General features: G+C 59.7%; 12 protein-coding genes. 7 read left to right on the top strand and 5 right to left on the bottom strand.

Features of this window, described 5'->3' with window-relative positions; all coding sequences use genetic code 11:
• The first annotated feature begins 104 nt into the window (after positions 1-104).
• From hrpB to B2590_RS10475, 3 genes are all read left to right on the top strand, one after another.
• Positions 105-2,597 carry an ATP-dependent helicase HrpB gene (gene hrpB / locus B2590_RS10485; RefSeq protein WP_286810539.1) on the top strand — a complete coding sequence of 831 codons (2,493 nt, stop codon included), beginning with the start codon at positions 105-107 and terminating at the stop codon, positions 2,595-2,597.
• Between the two features lie 302 nt (positions 2,598-2,899).
• Entirely contained in the window at positions 2,900-3,718 is an 819-nt protein-coding gene (locus B2590_RS10480; RefSeq protein WP_085678176.1) for an ATP-grasp domain-containing protein, read from the top strand.
• 152 nt (positions 3,719-3,870) lie between these two features.
• On the top strand, positions 3,871-5,046 hold the full coding sequence (locus tag B2590_RS10475; RefSeq protein ID WP_126810903.1) for a type III PLP-dependent enzyme: 1,176 nt from the start codon (positions 3,871-3,873) through the stop codon (positions 5,044-5,046).
• A 139-nt stretch (positions 5,047-5,185) separates the two neighbouring features.
• Here B2590_RS10475 and B2590_RS10470 read toward each other — a convergent pair whose 3' ends face one another.
• The 4 genes from B2590_RS10470 to B2590_RS10455 are packed head-to-tail and all read right to left on the bottom strand — an operon-like array spanning position 5,186 to position 9,679.
• Positions 5,186-6,388 carry a CynX/NimT family MFS transporter gene (locus tag B2590_RS10470; protein WP_286810538.1) on the bottom strand — a complete coding sequence of 401 codons (1,203 nt, stop codon included), beginning with the start codon at positions 6,386-6,388 and terminating at the stop codon, positions 5,186-5,188.
• Positions 6,389-6,399: 11 nt separating this feature from the next.
• Positions 6,400-6,795, bottom strand: coding sequence for an ectoine synthase (locus tag B2590_RS10465; RefSeq protein ID WP_075196372.1), 396 nt, complete (start codon positions 6,793-6,795; stop codon positions 6,400-6,402).
• A gap of 50 nt (positions 6,796-6,845) precedes the next feature.
• On the bottom strand, positions 6,846-8,276 hold the full coding sequence (locus B2590_RS10460; protein ID WP_286810542.1) for a GTPase/DUF3482 domain-containing protein: 1,431 nt from the start codon (positions 8,274-8,276) through the stop codon (positions 6,846-6,848).
• On the bottom strand, positions 8,273-9,679 hold the full coding sequence (locus B2590_RS10455; RefSeq protein ID WP_286810537.1) for a DUF2868 domain-containing protein: 1,407 nt from the start codon (positions 9,677-9,679) through the stop codon (positions 8,273-8,275). The genes B2590_RS10460 and B2590_RS10455 overlap by 4 nt, the downstream gene beginning before the upstream one ends.
• A gap of 99 nt (positions 9,680-9,778) precedes the next feature.
• On the opposite strand from B2590_RS10455, the gene B2590_RS10450 reads away from it, so the two are divergent.
• Positions 9,779-10,138 carry a DUF6164 family protein gene (locus B2590_RS10450; protein WP_036207734.1) on the top strand — a complete coding sequence of 120 codons (360 nt, stop codon included), beginning with the start codon at positions 9,779-9,781 and terminating at the stop codon, positions 10,136-10,138.
• Here B2590_RS10450 and B2590_RS10445 read toward each other — a convergent pair whose 3' ends face one another.
• Positions 10,139-11,026, bottom strand: a complete 888-nt coding sequence (locus tag B2590_RS10445) for an alpha/beta hydrolase (RefSeq protein WP_081899282.1) — start codon at positions 11,024-11,026, stop codon at positions 10,139-10,141.
• Positions 11,027-11,370: 344 nt separating this feature from the next.
• On the opposite strand from B2590_RS10445, the gene B2590_RS10440 reads away from it, so the two are divergent.
• The 3 genes from B2590_RS10440 to B2590_RS10430 all read left to right on the top strand — a co-directional run bounded on the left by B2590_RS10440 (position 11,371) and on the right by B2590_RS10430 (position 16,424).
• A complete protein-coding gene (locus B2590_RS10440) occupies positions 11,371-13,485 on the top strand; it encodes a 3-hydroxybutyrate oligomer hydrolase family protein (protein WP_286810536.1) in 2,115 nt (704 codons plus the stop codon).
• 114 nt (positions 13,486-13,599) lie between these two features.
• Positions 13,600-15,045 carry a sigma-54 interaction domain-containing protein gene (locus B2590_RS10435; protein ID WP_286810535.1) on the top strand — a complete coding sequence of 482 codons (1,446 nt, stop codon included), beginning with the start codon at positions 13,600-13,602 and terminating at the stop codon, positions 15,043-15,045.
• 326 nt (positions 15,046-15,371) lie between these two features.
• On the top strand, positions 15,372-16,424 hold the full coding sequence (locus tag B2590_RS10430; RefSeq protein ID WP_036207728.1) for a TRAP transporter substrate-binding protein: 1,053 nt from the start codon (positions 15,372-15,374) through the stop codon (positions 16,422-16,424).
• Positions 16,425-16,480: the final 56 nt, after the last annotated feature.

Genomic DNA, 16,480 nt, shown 5'->3' with positions numbered 1-16,480 from the left:
AAGAAAATGGTGTCCGAGCGAAGCGAGTTCATTTTCATTTGAAAAATAAAACACACCCACGCCCCTCCCCCAACCCAACCAGTCCTGAACACAGCCAAAAACAAATGCTCCCAATCAACAACATCATCCCGGACCTCCTGAACACCCTGGAGTCCCAAACAACCATCCTGCTACAGGCACCACCGGGCGCCGGCAAAACCACCAGGGTGCCACTGGCTCTGATGGATGCTCCCTGGCGTGAGGGTCGCAAGATCCTGATGTTGGAGCCGAGACGTTTGGCAGCCCGGTCGGCGGCAAGGTACATGGCCGGGCAGATGGGAGAGAAGCCGGGCCAGGCGGTGGGTTACCGCACGCGGCTGGATACGCGGGTGACGTCGGCGACGGTGATCGAAGTGGTCACCGAAGGCATTCTCACGCGGTTGATCCAGAATGATCCGGCGCTGGAAGACTACGCCGTTGTGATTTTCGATGAGTTTCACGAACGGTCATTGCAGGCTGATCTTGGGCTGGCGTTGGTGCGGGAAGCCCGCCAGGCCTTGAGGGAGGACCTGCGGATCATCGTCATGTCCGCCACGTTGGATACCGCACCCATCGCCCGGTTGCTGGGTGATGTGCCGGTGCTGAGTAGTGACGGCCGGGCGTTCCCTGTGGAGGTGGCGTATCGCCCCATTCCGCGTAATGGCCGGATCGAGCAACAGGTGGTGTCCGTTATTCATGAGGCACTGGCGGATCAGAGTGGGTCGTTGCTGGTGTTTCTTCCCGGTGCGGGCGAGATTCGTCGGGTTGAGCGTCAGCTTCAGAACCAGACAGGCAACGATGTGATCGTGGCACCGTTGTACGGCAACCTGAAAAGCGAGGAGCAGGACCGGGCCATCGCGCCGGCGCCCGAAGGTTACCGCAAAGTGGTTCTGGCCACGGCTATTGCCGAATCCAGTCTCACCATTGAAGGCGTGCGCGTCGTCATCGACAGCGGTCAACAACGCCGGGCGGTGTTTGATGCCAACAGCGGTATGACACGGCTGGTGACGGGCTGGGTGTCAAAAGCGTCTGCGGAGCAGCGCAAGGGACGGGCCGGGCGTATTGAGCCTGGCGCCTGTTACCGGCTGTGGAGCGAGTCCGCCCAGTTTGGTCTGGCCGAGTTCACCCCGCCGGAAATACAGGAAGCGGACCTGGCACCCCTGGTGCTGGAACTGGCGCAATGGGGCGCGCGGTCGCCGGATCAGCTGGACTGGATTGACCCGCCCCCTGCTGCGCACTGGCAGCAGGCTGTGGCGTTGTTGCAGTGGCTGGATATGCTGGATGCCGACAGCGCCATTACCGAACATGGCAAGGCGGCGCGGGACATGGGCGTTCATCCACGGCTGGCGCACATGATTCTACGCGGACGGGACATTGGCCATGGCTATCTCGCGGCCGAGTTGGCGGCGCTGCTGGAAGAACGGGATCTGGCGGGCCGATCAGCCGGGGCGGATATGCAGGAGCGGGTCAGGATGCTGCGGGGTTCTGGCCCGAGACAGGGTGTGGATACCGCCAGGGTGATATCGATCACCAAGTCGGTGTCCCGCCTGGCGGCAGGGCTTGAACGACCACAGGCGATGCCCTCCGAGGATGAGGTAGGACGCGTGCTCGCACAGGCCTACCCGGACCGGATTGCCCGTAAACGGCGGGGCGAAGCACCGCGATACCAGCTCAGCAACGGCCGCGGCGCAGCCCTTCGCAGCGACGACAGGCTGGCTCGCTATGAGTGGCTGGTTGCCGCTGAACTGGACGGCAAGGCCAGGGAGGCCACGATTTATCTTGCTGCACCGGTTACCCCAGCGGTGCTGGAACAGGACCTGTCCGGTCACATTGAAGAATACGAGGAGGCGGTCTGGGACGAGCGACGCGGAACCGTGGTGGCCCGTCGCGTCCGAAAACTGGGGCAGTTGGAGCTGGAGGAAACAGCCTTGCCGGCCCCGTCACCGGAACTGGTGCAGCAGGGGCTGCTCGCCGCCGTGCGCAAGAAGGGCCTTGGGAGCCTGCCATGGACGCCGGCGGCGGAGCAGTGGCTTGCCCGGGTCACCCTGCTGGCAGAGTACTTTTCCGGAGAATGGCCAACGGTCAGCGAGCGCTGGCTGACAGATAACCTGGAAACCTGGCTTGGTCCGTTCCTGGCAGGGATGACCCACTGGCGTGACCTGGACAAGCTCAACCTGAGCCAGGCTCTTGCCAGCCTGCTGGAGTATCCGCAACAACAGGCACTGGAAGACCTGGCGCCCACCCGCCTGACGATCCCAACCGGCCAGTCCGTGGCGCTGGATTACACCGCAGAAAACGGCCCTGTATTGGCGGCCAAGCTCCAGGCGCTGTTCGGCTGGACCAAAACTCCTACGGTTGCCGGAGGCCAAGTGCCCGTGGTGATCCACCTGCTGTCCCCAGCCCAGCGCCCTCTGGCCGTCACGGCCGACCTGGCAAGCTTCTGGCAGAACGCCTACCCGGAGGTCCGCAAGGACATGCGCGGTCGGTATCCCAAGCACCCCTGGCCGGAAGATCCCCTGACGGCCGATGCGAGTCAGGGGACTAAGAAGCGTCCTCCCCGCTCTATTGGCAAAGGGTGATGTCGTTACGAAAAGCGAGGGTTTGGCGGTGCTTTGATTTCGAGCTCTCCGACAAACCCAGGAAAAATCAGGGTAAATTGTCGCGACAACTGTTGTTAACTAAGGGTATGGGGGTGTTTTATTTTTCAATAAAGAAAATGGTGTCTGAGCGAAGCGAGTTCATTTTCATTTGAAAAATAAAACACCCCCATGCCCCGCCCCCTAAACCCCCAGTCCAACCCAAAGCCAAAGCAAAGAATAAACATTGCACCCAACCCAAACCTGTATAAAATGCGACCAACCCAACCACGCACCCAACCCAAATGAAACTGGTCTCCTTCGACATATTCCGCACCCTCGGCTTCCCGAATACCAAAACCCTCAAGCCCGAACAGTTCCTGGCCCACAAAGAGCTGCTTAAAGACGCAGACTGGGTGCTGTTCCCGGAATACTGGCAGCTGAATGCCCTCGTACACGGGCTGAAATGCCGCGTTTTCCCCAGTGTCGCCAGCTATCGCATCGGCCACGACAAGGTGGAAATGACCCGGGCTTTCCAGGCGGTCGCACCTGAACACACTCCGTGGACTCTGATTGAAGCCAATGGCCCGGAGGAACAGCAGGCGGTGTGGGATGCCATGGTCGTGCCCTTCGTGGCCAAGCTGCCCAAAGCCAGCATGGGCGAAGGTGTGTGGTTAATCGAAAACAAAGCCGACTGGCAGCGTTATTGTGAGCGAACCCATGTTCTTTATGCCCAGGAATACCTGCCGATTGATCGGGACGTGCGGGTGGTGATTGTCGGGGACAAAGTGGTATCCGCCTATTGGCGAACCCAGGCGGACCAGGGGTTCTACAATAACGTGTCGCAGGGTGGGCGCATCGACCGGGGGCCAGTGCCTTCCGTGGTAACCGATCTGGCACTGCGCCTTGCGCGGGAGCTGGAGGTGGATCACGCGGGGTTTGATATTGCCCTGGTGGAGGGGTATCCCTACGTGCTTGAGTTCAATCGGCTATTCGGCAATCAGGGACTCGGTCAGGGTAGTGATCTGAAAACTGCGATTCTGGATTACCTGCAGCGCCAGGCCGAGCCCGAAGACCCGAACGGCCCCACCGGGCCGGCGCCGTTGTGGCCAGTCGCAGTGTGAGCTGAAGGCAAAAGGGCCAGACGGTGGTTATGGGTAGATATGCTCATATCACGCCCCCGGAAAAGAACCGATGATCGCGCGATTGACGGGTACCGGATCGGTACCTATGTTGTTTGAACGACCCGTTTGCCCTTTGGAGGGAAACCCTATCCATGACCGAATCCACCAACGCCATCATCACTGACTACTACGACGCCGAGACCTTTGCCCGTATCAAGGCATTTGCCGATACCAAGGACACGCCCTGCGTCGTGATTGATACCGCGACCATCAACCGCCAGTACGATGAACTGGTGGAAGGCTTTCCCTATGCCAACGTCTACTATGCGGTGAAGGCCAACCCTGCCCCGCAGGTTCTGACGATGTTGCGGGACAAGGGCGCCAGCTTTGATATCGCGTCGGTGTACGAACTCGACAAGGTCATGGGCCTGGGTGTGACGGGCGACCGCATCAGTTACGGCAACACCATCAAGAAGGCCAAGGACATCCGCACCTTCTACGAGCGAGGTGTTCGCCTGTACGCGACGGATTCGGAAGCGGACCTGCGCAACATCGCGAAGGCGGCTCCGGGCTCGAAAGTGTATGTTCGCATCCTGACCGAAGGCACCCTGACCGCTGACTGGCCGCTGTCCCGCAAGTTCGGCTGCCAGACCGACATGGCCATGGACTTGCTGATCCTGGCCCGCGATCTGGGTCTGGTGCCTTACGGCGTGTCCTTCCACGTGGGCTCCCAGCAACGGGAAATCGGCGCGTGGGACGCCGCCCTGGGCAAGGTGAAGGTGATTTTCGAGCGTCTGAAGGAAGAAGACGGCATCGAACTGAAGATGATCAACATGGGCGGCGGCTTCCCGGCCAACTACATCACCCGTACGAATGACCTGAAAACCTACGCGGAAGAGATCAAGCGTTTCCTGGATGAGGATTTTGGCGATGATTTGCCGGAGATTATTATCGAACCGGGCCGCTCGCTGATTTCCAACGCAGGTGTTCTGGTAAGTGAAGTGGTGCTGATTTCACGTAAATCGCGTACTGCCCTACACCGTTGGGTATTCACCGATGTTGGTAAATTCGGTGGCTTGATCGAAACGCTTGATGAATCCATCAAGTTCCCGATCTATACCGAGAAATCCGGCGAAGGCGAGGACTGTGTAATTGCAGGCCCAACCTGCGACAGCGCCGATATCATGTACGAACACCACAAGTACCCGTTGCCGCTGAATTTGGCCATCGGCGACCGCATGTACTGGCTGTCCACCGGTGCCTACACTACGACGTACAGTGCCATAGAGTTTAACGGTTTCCCCCCGTTAAAGGACTATTACATCTAAGCCAGCGGTAAGGACGTGGGGTGGGGGTATATTTTCCGCCAGAAATGGGTGTCTGAGCGAAGCGAGTTCCATTTCCAAGGAAAAAATACCCCCACCCCGCGGCCCGGCAAAGCATAGATCAATGGCACCAGACAGAGGGTCAACTTTCGGGTTGGCCCTTTTGTCGTTTCAGGTCCAGGGTAAAGGTCAGGGGAAGAACCAGAACGCAATAGGCGATGATAAAGATAATGGCGTATCGGGCGTCGTTGCCCCAATCGGCCAGTAACCCGCCGATCATGGGAACAGAAAACGCCACCGTGTAACCAACCAGAAAGTTTCCTGCTGAGAGTCGCCCCGTTTCTCTTGATTCCACCAGTACAGGGGGTAAAGCCACCAGCAGGATCAGCAGAATGCCGGCCGTGAAGCTCATAAACGTTGCGCTGGCTATTGACCACCAGCCAGTAAAGACGACCGTTCCCACTGTGCCCAGGATGCTGCAGGTTGCCATCACCATGATGGGGCCTTTGAGGCCTACCCAATATCTCGCCATTTTCAGCATGACCAGGGAGGCGATCACCTGGGCGAAGTTATACCAGAACAAGGCGTCCGCCAGCATGTCGAAGTTGCCTTGTTGCTCCAGGATATTGCCCATGTAGGCGTTAAGGCCGAAGAACAGGGAGCCTGACAGGCCCAGCAGCAGGCCAATTCGCAGAGTCAGTGGGTTTTTCCAATCAGGCAGCCATGCCGGTTTCTTTACAGGTCGGGCCATTTCTCTTCGGGGCAGGAACAGAGCGGCAGCGACCAGCAACGCGGGCAGTGACCAGGCCAGCAGGGTGGCGCGCCAGCTGTCGTCCATCAATGGCATCAGTACTGGAAGAGTGATGCCGGCGCCGATGAATTCGCCCATCAGCATGCCGTTCATGTAGATAGCGGAGCCGATGGCCAGATGTTTGGGTTCGAGCCACCGTGGCAGGAGTGCCGGCAGGGAGGGCTGCATCATGGCCACACCCAGGCCCATGACGGCACTCGCCAGCATAAGCGTGATGGTATCGGGTGACAGCCCGCGACCGGCGGAACCGATGACCATGATCACCATGGCCAGCGCCAGGGTATTGCGTGGGCCCATCCGTGCGATGGCCAGGGAACCGGGCATGGAACCGACAGCCAGCATCAATATTGGAAGAGTGGTGAGCGCACCGGTCAGAGCCTGGGACAGGCTGAGTTCGTCGCTGATGAACGGCGCCAGGGGAGGTGCAACCAATACCGGTATGCGCAGGTAAACACCGGCAAGCCAAAGCAACACCGCCACCGGAAGCAGCTTGGCTGCCGGTGGCGGTGTTGTTGTGCCTGAAACGTCAGCCACTGGGGCCGGGCTTAGTTGTCGCCGGTGTCCGCGATGTAAGCGCCGTCTTCGTCGTGGACTTCACGGCCGGTGACGGGCGGGTTGAAGGCACAGATCAGTCGCATGTCTTCGGTGCCACCACGCAGCGTGTGCGGGTCGTTCTTGTCCAGCGCGTAAAGCGTGCCATCGGAAATCTCGTGGGTTTCGCCAGTGGCCTTGTCGTAGATGCTGCCGTTACCGGCGACACAATATACAGCTTCAAGGTGATGCTTGTACCAGAGGTTCAGCTCGGCGCCCGCAGGGATGATGGTCTCGTGGAATGAAAAGCCCATGCCGTCTTTCTTCAACAGCATGCGGCGGCTGGTCCAGCCCGGCCCTGATACTTCGCGCTCGGTGCCGATGATGTCCTGAACTCGTACAATTTTCATACTTATCCCTCGCTGTGTGATGGAGCAGCCTTACAGTATAAACATCCCCGTCAGGTTCGGTTCAACCGCCAATCGTCGTAGGCGTCCAGCGACTGCTCGATGGCGGCTATAAAGGCTATCCTCATTTTGTCATCCAAGGCGCGCTTTTTCCGGCAACGTTCAAAGGCCTGATGGATGGTCCGGCGTTGCCTGCGGTCGAGTTGCTCAAGCCAATGGTCATCGGCAGGTTCAAGATCCAGCAGGTCCCGGCCGGCATGATTTCGGTGGCTGATATGCCACCAGTGATTAACGGCCCTTCCTAATACAACATAGCCGAATTGGCTGTCTTGTACAGGCCCGAAGGTGGCGGTCCTGAGCCCGTTTTTCAGTACACCGGTATTGAGCACCGGCAGTGCCAGGCGGTCGCCGTAAAAATAGCTGCCTGCGGCACCGATCAGCCCGCCTACCAGGGCTCCGGCGCCCAGTGAATGGCCAAGGGTCAACGCATCCACCCCGGCCCCGCTCACGGCACCGGCCCCGAAGCCTGCGGTGGCCAGGTAGCGGCGGTTTACTCCCCAGGCTTTGTGGCTGTCTTCGCTGAACAGGTCGTGTTCACTGTGCCATTCCAGTTCCGCTTCCTGTCGTTGTACACGGTGATGCTCGTAGAGCTTCTCAATGGCAATTCGAAGGTGCTGTTCCCGTTTTCTCTGGTTGTCATACCAGCTTTTGCGCAACTGTGCGGCCAGGTCGTGATCGGAGATTTCGCTGGTCTGGAGCGTGGTCAGTGTCCGTTTTTCGCGGAAGGACATCATGTCTTCCAGGCTGCGGGCGATGAGTGTGGCCGCTTGGGTGCGGCGTTGCCGTCTCTGCGCCGAGAGAAACGCCGTCGCGCTGTCCAGGGGCTGCTCCCAGTCCGGCTCAAGTTGCCCAAAGGCCCGCAACAAGCTGAGGTGTTGCTCGAAGGGCGCGCGAACCGCATCAAAGGTCCGGACAACCTGGAAAAACTGGCCGAGCGCCCTGGCCCAGGTGTCGCTGTAGTCGTCTTCACCAATACTGTTGATCAAGGCGAGGCTCGGCCGGCCGGTCCAGCGCAGGATGGTCATCTCCGCTTCATGCTGGGTGCTGTAGGGAACCGAACCGTCAACCACGTAGATAATGCCCGCGCCTTCAATGAGCGGTTGCAAGAGCTCGCATTCATCGACAAAGCCGTTGTCCTGGCGGTGTTGGACCACAAAGGCCTCGGCGGTTTCGGCCCGGTCAGAGGCAGACACGCTGTGGGCTTCAAGCCATTCCAGTACACGCCGGGGGCGTTGGAACCCCGGCGTGTCCACCAGTGTGTACAGTGTCTTGCCATCGACAGCCAACGGATAGGCCTGATGTTTACGGGTGGTTCCAGGCTCCAGCGCGATGGCAATGGCGTCGTTCTGGGACAGCGTGGCCACAATGCTGGATTTGCCCTTGTTGGGGTGGCCGACCACGGCAAACACGGGGGCTTTCATTATTCGTCCTGGTCCTGCAGTGCGCGGTGCATAAGGATATCCGGCGGTGTTGTCATCGGCGTGCTGACCACCATCCTCTCATCCTCCGTACGCTCCGCAAACCGCAGCCACTGGCTGAGTTGATGGTCAGGTGGCGACTGGTCTGGTTGAGCTGCCATCGGTACCAGCGCAATGGTGGTCTGCCTTGGCCATGTTTCGCGGGCCTGTTGTAGAAAATCCGCAAGCTCGCCGGTGGGTGGTTCCCAACTGCGGGTGACGATAATGGCCGCTGGAGTGAGAGCACTGGTCAGTCGCTGGTTTGCCAGTTCGATGATGTGATGGTCGTGCTCGAGCGAGGCGCTACCGCCGGCGGCGAGGGGCTCCTGGTCTCCTGCGATGATGGTTTGCGGCAGCGCTGGCCTGCCGGCTTCCGCCCAGCGAATAATAGCCTGGGCCCTGGGGATAGGCTGCAATTTCGCAGACGTTGTCGTATCCGGTTGGTCGGCGGCGTCATTGTGGCGATTGCCCGTGTCCACGGTGGGTGTCTCCATGCGGTACTGGAGGGCGACCCAGCCATGATGGGCTCGGAGCGCCTTACGCGCGCGCATGTGGGGATGAACGATCGCCACCACCAGCAGAGCGAGCCGGGGCAGGACGACATAGATCATCCAGACCATTGCCACGAACGGCCACCAACTCCCCCAGAGGGCCGGATCGGTCGTTGTGGAAGACTGGCTGCGGAAGAACCGGGTGGCATCCACCAGTTCGCGGTCCGGCATCGCCGCAGGCCACAGATGCTGCCAGGGTGTGGCGATGGCGGATAGCATGCGGTAGTAGCTGTCGGTGCCGGTATTCAGGGTGGTGCTCCAGCCAAAGGCGAGATCCTGGATCACCACCAGTACCAGCAGGGTTATCAGTCCGGCGACACCAAACGCCAGTCCGCCGGTATGGGCGGCACGGGCCATTAACAGTGGTTGCAGTGTTCGCAGGGCGCCCGAGTGGCGTGCGACCGCAAACTTCCTCAGCAACCAGCGCCAGGGCTGCCAGCCGGCAAAGGCCTGGACAGTGGTAACCACAGCGAGGATGCACTGGAGCAGCACGAAGGCCAGGATCACCGTCAGATTGATTCGCTGGCCACCGTCGTAGAACAGTAGCCCCAGCATGGCGAGCGTTCCGGCAACGAGCCCCGCCAGGGCAAAACCTGTGGTCACCCTTCGCCAGAATTTCAACGGGTCATCGGTCGGTCCACGGCGGGACAGGCGCCTGACATGTTCAAGCCACCGATCCGGGCCCGGGCTGACGCCCTGGTTGTGGCAGTCCAGGGCAAAACGGCGATCCCGCCGGTGCAGGAACACCGGGTTCTGGTCGCGGTCGCGCTGAACCTGATTGTCGAACTCCAGTAATCGTCGAATGGCGCTGTCTGGCATCGAGTATCCTGATCGACTGGGCGGTGAGAGCCGCTGCGGAATGCTAGGATAAGGGTCTAGGATGATAAGGGTATCCCATAAACCGGTGTCGGACCTACCATGACCAACCACCTCATGAACCTTCGTCACGTCCCCGACGACGAGGCGGACGAAATACGCGAGCTGTTCGAGACGCACAACGTGTCCTACTACGAGACGCCTCCCAGTCGCTGGGGTATCAGCATGGGTGGATTCTGGGTCCACGACAATGAGGAGGCCCAACGAGCCCGGGAATTGCTGCAGACCTACCAGAAGGAGCGCCTGCAGCGTCAGCGTGACGCTTACGAGGAGGATCTGGCGGCGGGCCGGGTCGGCGGATTCTGGCATCGGCTTCGCCGCAAGCCGGTGACAACCCTGGCGGCTTGCCTGGCCATCGTTGTCATCCTGGCATTAACAATTGCTCCGTTTGTGACTCTTTAGTCACTCCGGCCGCTTTTCCGTGTGCCGGATCAGGAAGTCTGTGGCTTTCTCAACAGCATTGCCGGCCGTCAGGAAACTGGTGATGTGGCCTCGCAGGTGCATCAGGTAAAGCTCACTCTCAACGTGATGCTCCGCAAGGCGTGCCCGAAAATCCCGCGCCTGATCCGCAGGCACCAGCATATCCTGGGCGCCATGGAACAGGAAAAACGGAGGCGTGCCGGCGGTAATGTGGGTGATCGGCGAGGCGGCCTCATAAACACCCGGAATGTCCTGCAGATCACCGCCCAGGAACTGACGGATCAGCTTTCCGGACCCGAAGGTTCGCAGGTCGGCCGGCAAGCCACCGGCAACAACAGCCACCGGCCGCGCGTCCGCGCCTCCGTGTGGTTGGTTCAACGGGTGTTGGCTTTCGGCAATCACGGCCAACAAGCTGACCAGGTGAGCGCCGGAAGAAAAGCCAAATGCACTGATCGCATTCCGGTCCAGGTTGTAGGCTCCCGCCCTGGCATGAAGCCAGTTCATGGCTATCTGAAGATCGTGGAGTTGCGCCGGGAAGGTGTGTTCAGGTGCAAACCGATAATCAATGTTCATCACGGCAAAGCCCCGGCCGGCCAGGTGCTCTGCGATCCATGTCATGTCCTTCCGCGAACGCCGTTCCCAACCACCGCCATGCACCAGGAGTACTGCAGGTGCGGGGTCGGGGCTGTCTGGCAGATAAAGATCCGCCTGGAGCTCCTGAGGCCAGTTGTCCGGGGAATAGGTGATGCCAGTTGTGGTGCGAAAGCCGGTATCGGGTACCGACACCGTTTCCGCTGGCGCGTTCAGGTGTGAGGCGCAGGCAGATAGCAAGGTGCTGGCGGCCAATGCCAGCAGGCGGTTGATGTGCATGGACTCTCCGTTCATCCGGGCGGAAACGAAGACTTATACGTCTCGAATATGACCACGGATGCATTGTGCGGTGCTCAGCGCTGTCCTGAAAACGGGACACTGTCCTGGCTTCAGGACAATGTCGCGAGACGGCCCGTAGAGGGCATTTCCGCCCACCTCCCCCTCTAACCACTGTCCGGAAATCCGGAAATAGTGCTTGAGAATTAGAGCAATTCAAAGAAAAAGCAATGAAAATCAACGTCCTGCTGTATTGGCACAGGATACGCATGGCCCCTGTTATGGTACCCGGCTTCGTTCGTGTACGCCGGGTTCTCATGTCTAACAAAAACAACAGGGAACAACCTATGAAAACGCTATTTCAGTACACGCTGATTGGTGCGGTGGCTCTGACGGGTACCGCCTGCAACGACAGCAGCAGCAAGAAACCGTTCAACCAGCTCCCGGGATTCATCCAGGGAGAGGTCCATTCCACTCAGTATGATGGCGTCACCGATGATCTCCTGACCGGTGGACTTGGCGCCAGCGGCCTGGCCAGTGCAACGGCACCGGCCTTTGATGATCCGCTCAACCCCACGCCTGAAGAACTCCGGACGCTGGCCATCTACAACAACTATCGGGCTCTTGTGGACACCGTGCCCGGTGGTGGTTACGGCGAATTCTTTGGTCCCCAGGTCGATAGCAGTGGTGAGGGGCTGATTGCGGGTAATGAATACCTGGCTTACATGACGGTTAATGGCAGTGATGTGCCGGTGACCGTGATGGTCCAGGTTCCGGCCAGTTTCGACCCCGAGCAGGCCTGTATGGTAAAGGCGCCCTCGTCCGGCTCCCGCGGCATATACGGCGCAATCGGTACCGCCGGCGAATGGGGCCTGAAGAAAGGCTGCGCCGTGGTCTACACCGACAAGGGCACGGGAACCGGTTCCCACAACCTGGCCACCAACTCTGCCCAGCGTATCGACGGTACTCTTACCCAGGCGGATGAGCCGGTGCAGTTCCGGGCCGATCTGGATGCCCAGGCGCGGGCTGATTTTGATGCCGCCTGGCCGGACCGTTTCGCCTACAAGCACGCTCACTCCAAGGCCAACCCCGAGGCTGACTGGGGGCGGCATGTACTGCAGTCGATTGAGTTCGGCTTCTATGTGCTGAACGAGGAATTCGGGCAGGAAACCGGTAATGGCCGCAAAGTGATCAAGGTGAAGCCGAAGGATACCCTGGTGATTGCGTCCAGCGTTTCCAACGGTGGTGGGGCTTCGGTCCGTGCCGCTGAGCTTGACGATAAGGGGCTGATCGACGGGGTGGCGGTGTCGGAGCCCAACGTCAATCCGCAGGTGGATACCAGCTTTACCATCCGCCAGGGCAGTGGCCCCGAACTGGCCGAACACAGCCGCAGCCTGCTGGATTACACCACAGCGCTGGCGGTGTATCAGGGTTGCGCGAACATTGCACCGGAAGTGCGTGATGTGGCACCACTGAACGCCACATTCAACAACTTCACGATTGCGGAGAACATCTGTAACTCACTGGCCAACAAGGGCCTGGTGACAGGCGCTACCACCGACGACCGCGCCTCCGATGCGCTGCGCATCCTGGAAGAGGAAGTGGGTATCCAGCCGGAGCAGAACCTGCTGGCACCGGTTCATTTCGGGCTGGCGGTTGCCCAGAGCATCTCCACCACCTATGCCAACGCCTACGGTCAGGCCGGTGTTGAGGACAGGTTGTGTGATATCAGCCTGGCGGCTACGGGGGCTGGCGGAGCGGTCACGCCGATCACTGCGGCGCAGGAAGCAGCGCTGTTCTCCGCGAGTAACGGTATTCCCCCCAGTGCCGGGGTGAATCTGGTGTACGACGGTGCCGAAGGTCAGCCCACCAATCTGGGTGCCAGTGCATCGCCCAGCACCAGTCAGCAGGATTACGGTCTGGATGCTCTGCTGTGTCTGAGAAGCCTTGCCCTGGGCACCGATGCCGTGACCGGAAGCCCGCTGTCGGGTGATGCCGCGGAATGGTCAGAGCGTATTGCTGATGGCGTTGAGCAAATTCGCGCGTCTGGCAACCTGCGGGGCAAGCCAGCGGTCTTTGTGACCGGTCGTGCCGACGCCATCCTGCCCATCAACCACACCTCGCGGCCCTATTTCGGGCTGAACCAGCGGGTTGAGGGCAGCAACAGCAAGCTGAGGTATTACGAGATTCTCAATGCCCATCACCTGGATGTCCTCAACGGCTTTCCGGGTATTGCGGACCGGTATGTGCCGCTGCATCACTACTTCTTCCAGGCCCTGGATCTGGTGTGGGCGAACCTTGCCGATAAGCAGGCATTGCCGCCCAGTCAGGTGGTCAGAACGGTACCGCGTGGCGATATGGCCACCCCTCTGTCTGAGGCTAACCTGACCCCGATCGATCCTGCCCCGGATGCCGGCGACCGCATCGTGTTCGCTGACGATCAGGTACAGATTCCAGACTGACACACCTGTCGGTCGGCCCGGGCAGGTTCCGGGCCGGCATTGTTTGCCCCTGTTCCGGGGGCGCCATATACTTCCGTCTCTGCACCCGGTTCGCCGGGTGCTCTGGATATTGCCATGAATAACATCCAACCCGGTGGTACAGGGTACATGACAGAGCTGTTTACCGAGAATAACAAGAGTGGCCTGACCAGGGATCTGATCGAGGCACTGTTTCCCATGTTTGAGGAAGCCAGTGCCGGCGCGATTGCGGTTGACCATCAAAGCCGTATTACCTGGATCAACAACAGTTATGCCCATCTGCTCGGGTTGGAAGACCCCAGGGCCGTCATCGGTAAACCTGTTCGCCAGGTGATCCCCCAGAGCCGCATGCCGGAAGTGGTGGAAACCGGTAAACCCTTGCTGCTCGATATCATGGAGCACAGCAAGCAACAACTGGTGGTGACCCGGCTGCCGTTTTATGACGACGAAGGGCGCATCATGGGGGCGGTGGCGTTTGTGCTGTATGACGACCTGCAACCGCTGACGCCGTTGGTGGCCAAGTACCGTCGCCTGCACCAGGATCTGGCCGCAGCCCGCAAGGCGCTGGCGAAGAAAGCGCGTGGCACTCGCTACAACCTCGCCGACTTTGTGGGGGCCAGTCCCGCAGCGCTGGAGGTGAAGCGCCGGGCCCGATTGGCGGCCGGTCGTGACATGCCGGTGTTGTTGTTGGGAGAAACCGGCACAGGCAAGGAGGTGCTGGCGCAGGCCATTCATTCCGTTTCAACCCGTGCCGAAAAACCTTTCGTGGGCGTGAACGTTGCGGCTATTCCAGACAACCTGCTGGAAGCTGAATTTTTCGGCGTGGCACCCGGAGCCTACACCGGGGCGGATCGCCGCACCCGGGAAGGCAAGTTCCAGCTCGCCAACGGCGGCACCCTGTTTCTGGATGAAGTCGGGGATATGCCACTGCCGTTGCAGGCAAAACTGCTGCGGGCGTTGCAGGAAGGTGAGATTGAGCCTCTGGGCTCCAACAAGGTGGCCTCGGTGCATGTGCGGGTCATTGCCGCGACCAGTCGCAACCTGGAGGCGATGATTGCCGAAGGTGAGTTCCGGTCGGACCTGTATTACCGGCTGAACGTGCTGGAAATCCCTATTCCTCCGTTGCGGGACCGCCTGGCCGATCTGGGCGTGCTGTGTGAGGCCCTGCTGGGTGAAATCTGCGACGGTCTGGAGATGCGGGGTGAAATCACCGACGCTGGTGTGGCAGCTTTGGGCGGTTACGACTGGCCCGGTAATATCCGTGAGCTGCGCAATGTGCTGGAGCGGGCCCTGACCATGGGTGAAGACGGTGGTCTGCTGGACGCCGATGCCATTTTCAAGGTGTTGCCCCGCAATGGCAACCGGCCAGCCTCATCGCTGGTGCCACAGCCAGTGCGTCCACTGGCTAAAACCCTGGCCGATGCCGAAGCCCAGGCAATTGAAGAAGCGTTGGTCGCCAGTCGTGGTAATCGTACCCGGGCAGCCAAACTGCTGGGTATTTCGCGTTCGGTGCTTTACGAAAAACTCGCCAAGATGTCCTGAAATCAGGACACCTGTCCTGTTATCCGTACAAACCCCTACGACGGATGTCTATATGCGTCCGGTTTTCCGGACTGTCTGTCATGTGCGATGTCTTTCCTCGTTTTTATCTGTTTGATAAATAACAAAATATTGTGATTGGCACAGTGCCTGCTATATCCCGGATGCAGGACGTCAGAACAACGCAGAAAACAAGACTGGCGCTATCGTTGGACCCAAAACACATCTTGTCTGTCTCGTTTCCTGCGATGTCTGACTACACTCAGATAAGGCCCGTCGGGAACGTTCCTGTTTGGCCGAATACAACAACAATGCTAGGAGACTTGCCAATGAAACTCTTCAAGGCACTTACCGGTATCGCCGGTGCGATCGCCCTGACTACCGGATCGGCGTTCGCAGATGACCTGCGCTGGAAAATGCCGGTCGCCTTCGCCACTAACCTGCCCGGCCTGGGGTCACCTGCTGCCTGGGTCGCCGACAACCTCAATACCGCTTCCGATGGCAGCATCCAGGTTCGGGTCTACGAGCCCGGCAAGCTGGTACCTGCGTTCGATATTCTGCAGTCGGTTTCCGATGGCAAGGTATCCGCCGGCTACACCTGGATTGGTTACGACCAGGGCAAGGTGCCAGCGATTCCCTTGTTTGCCGCTGTTCCGTTCGGCATGAAGCCACCCGCCTATATCGGCTGGTATTACTTCGGCGGTGGGCATGAAATGCTGCAGGAAACCTATGCCAATAAAGGCTTCGATGTACACGCACAACTGTGCGGCATCATTGGGCCTGAAACAGCGGGTTGGTACTCCAAGCCCATCGAAACACTGGAAGACTACAAAGGCCTGAAGATCCGCTTCGCCGGCCTGGGTGGCAAGGTTCTGGAGAAGCTTGGCGCGTCCGTCACCATGATGCCCGGCGGCGAGCTTTACCAGGCACTGGAGAAAGGCACCATTGATGCCACCGAATTCTCCATGCCCGCCATCGACCAGATTCTCGGCTTCAATCAGGTGGTCAAGTACAACCTGTTCCCGGGCTGGCACCAGCAGTTCACGGCTCAGTATATGCTGATCAACAAGGATGAGTGGGCTCGTGCGACTGACGCCCAGAAGGCGCTGGTTGAGGCTTCTTGCACCGCAGCGACCACGCGTGGTCTCGCAGAAGGCGAGTACAAGAACGGCAAGGTTCTGGCCGAGTTCCAGGACAAGGGCGTTCAGGCCGATCAGATCCCCCGCGACGTTCTGCTCAAGCTGAAGGAAGTAACTCAGGAAGTGCTCGAAGAAGAAGCCTCCAAGGATGCTGACTTCAAGCGCGTCTATGAAAGCCAGCAGGAGTTCATGGAATCCTACAAGGTGTGGGACACCCGCGCCTATGTTCCGGCGGACCTGTAAGGTTCGGGGCTGACCCCGAGATGCCGACCAGAGTGTCGGTATTCTCTGATTAAGTC

Source organism: Marinobacter sp. UBA3604, assembly GCF_002375325.1.
GTDB lineage: Bacteria > Pseudomonadota > Gammaproteobacteria > Pseudomonadales > Oleiphilaceae > Marinobacter > Marinobacter salarius.
The sequence above is the reverse complement of the archived record's forward strand: the minus strand, read 5'-3'. Positions and strand labels throughout refer to the sequence as shown.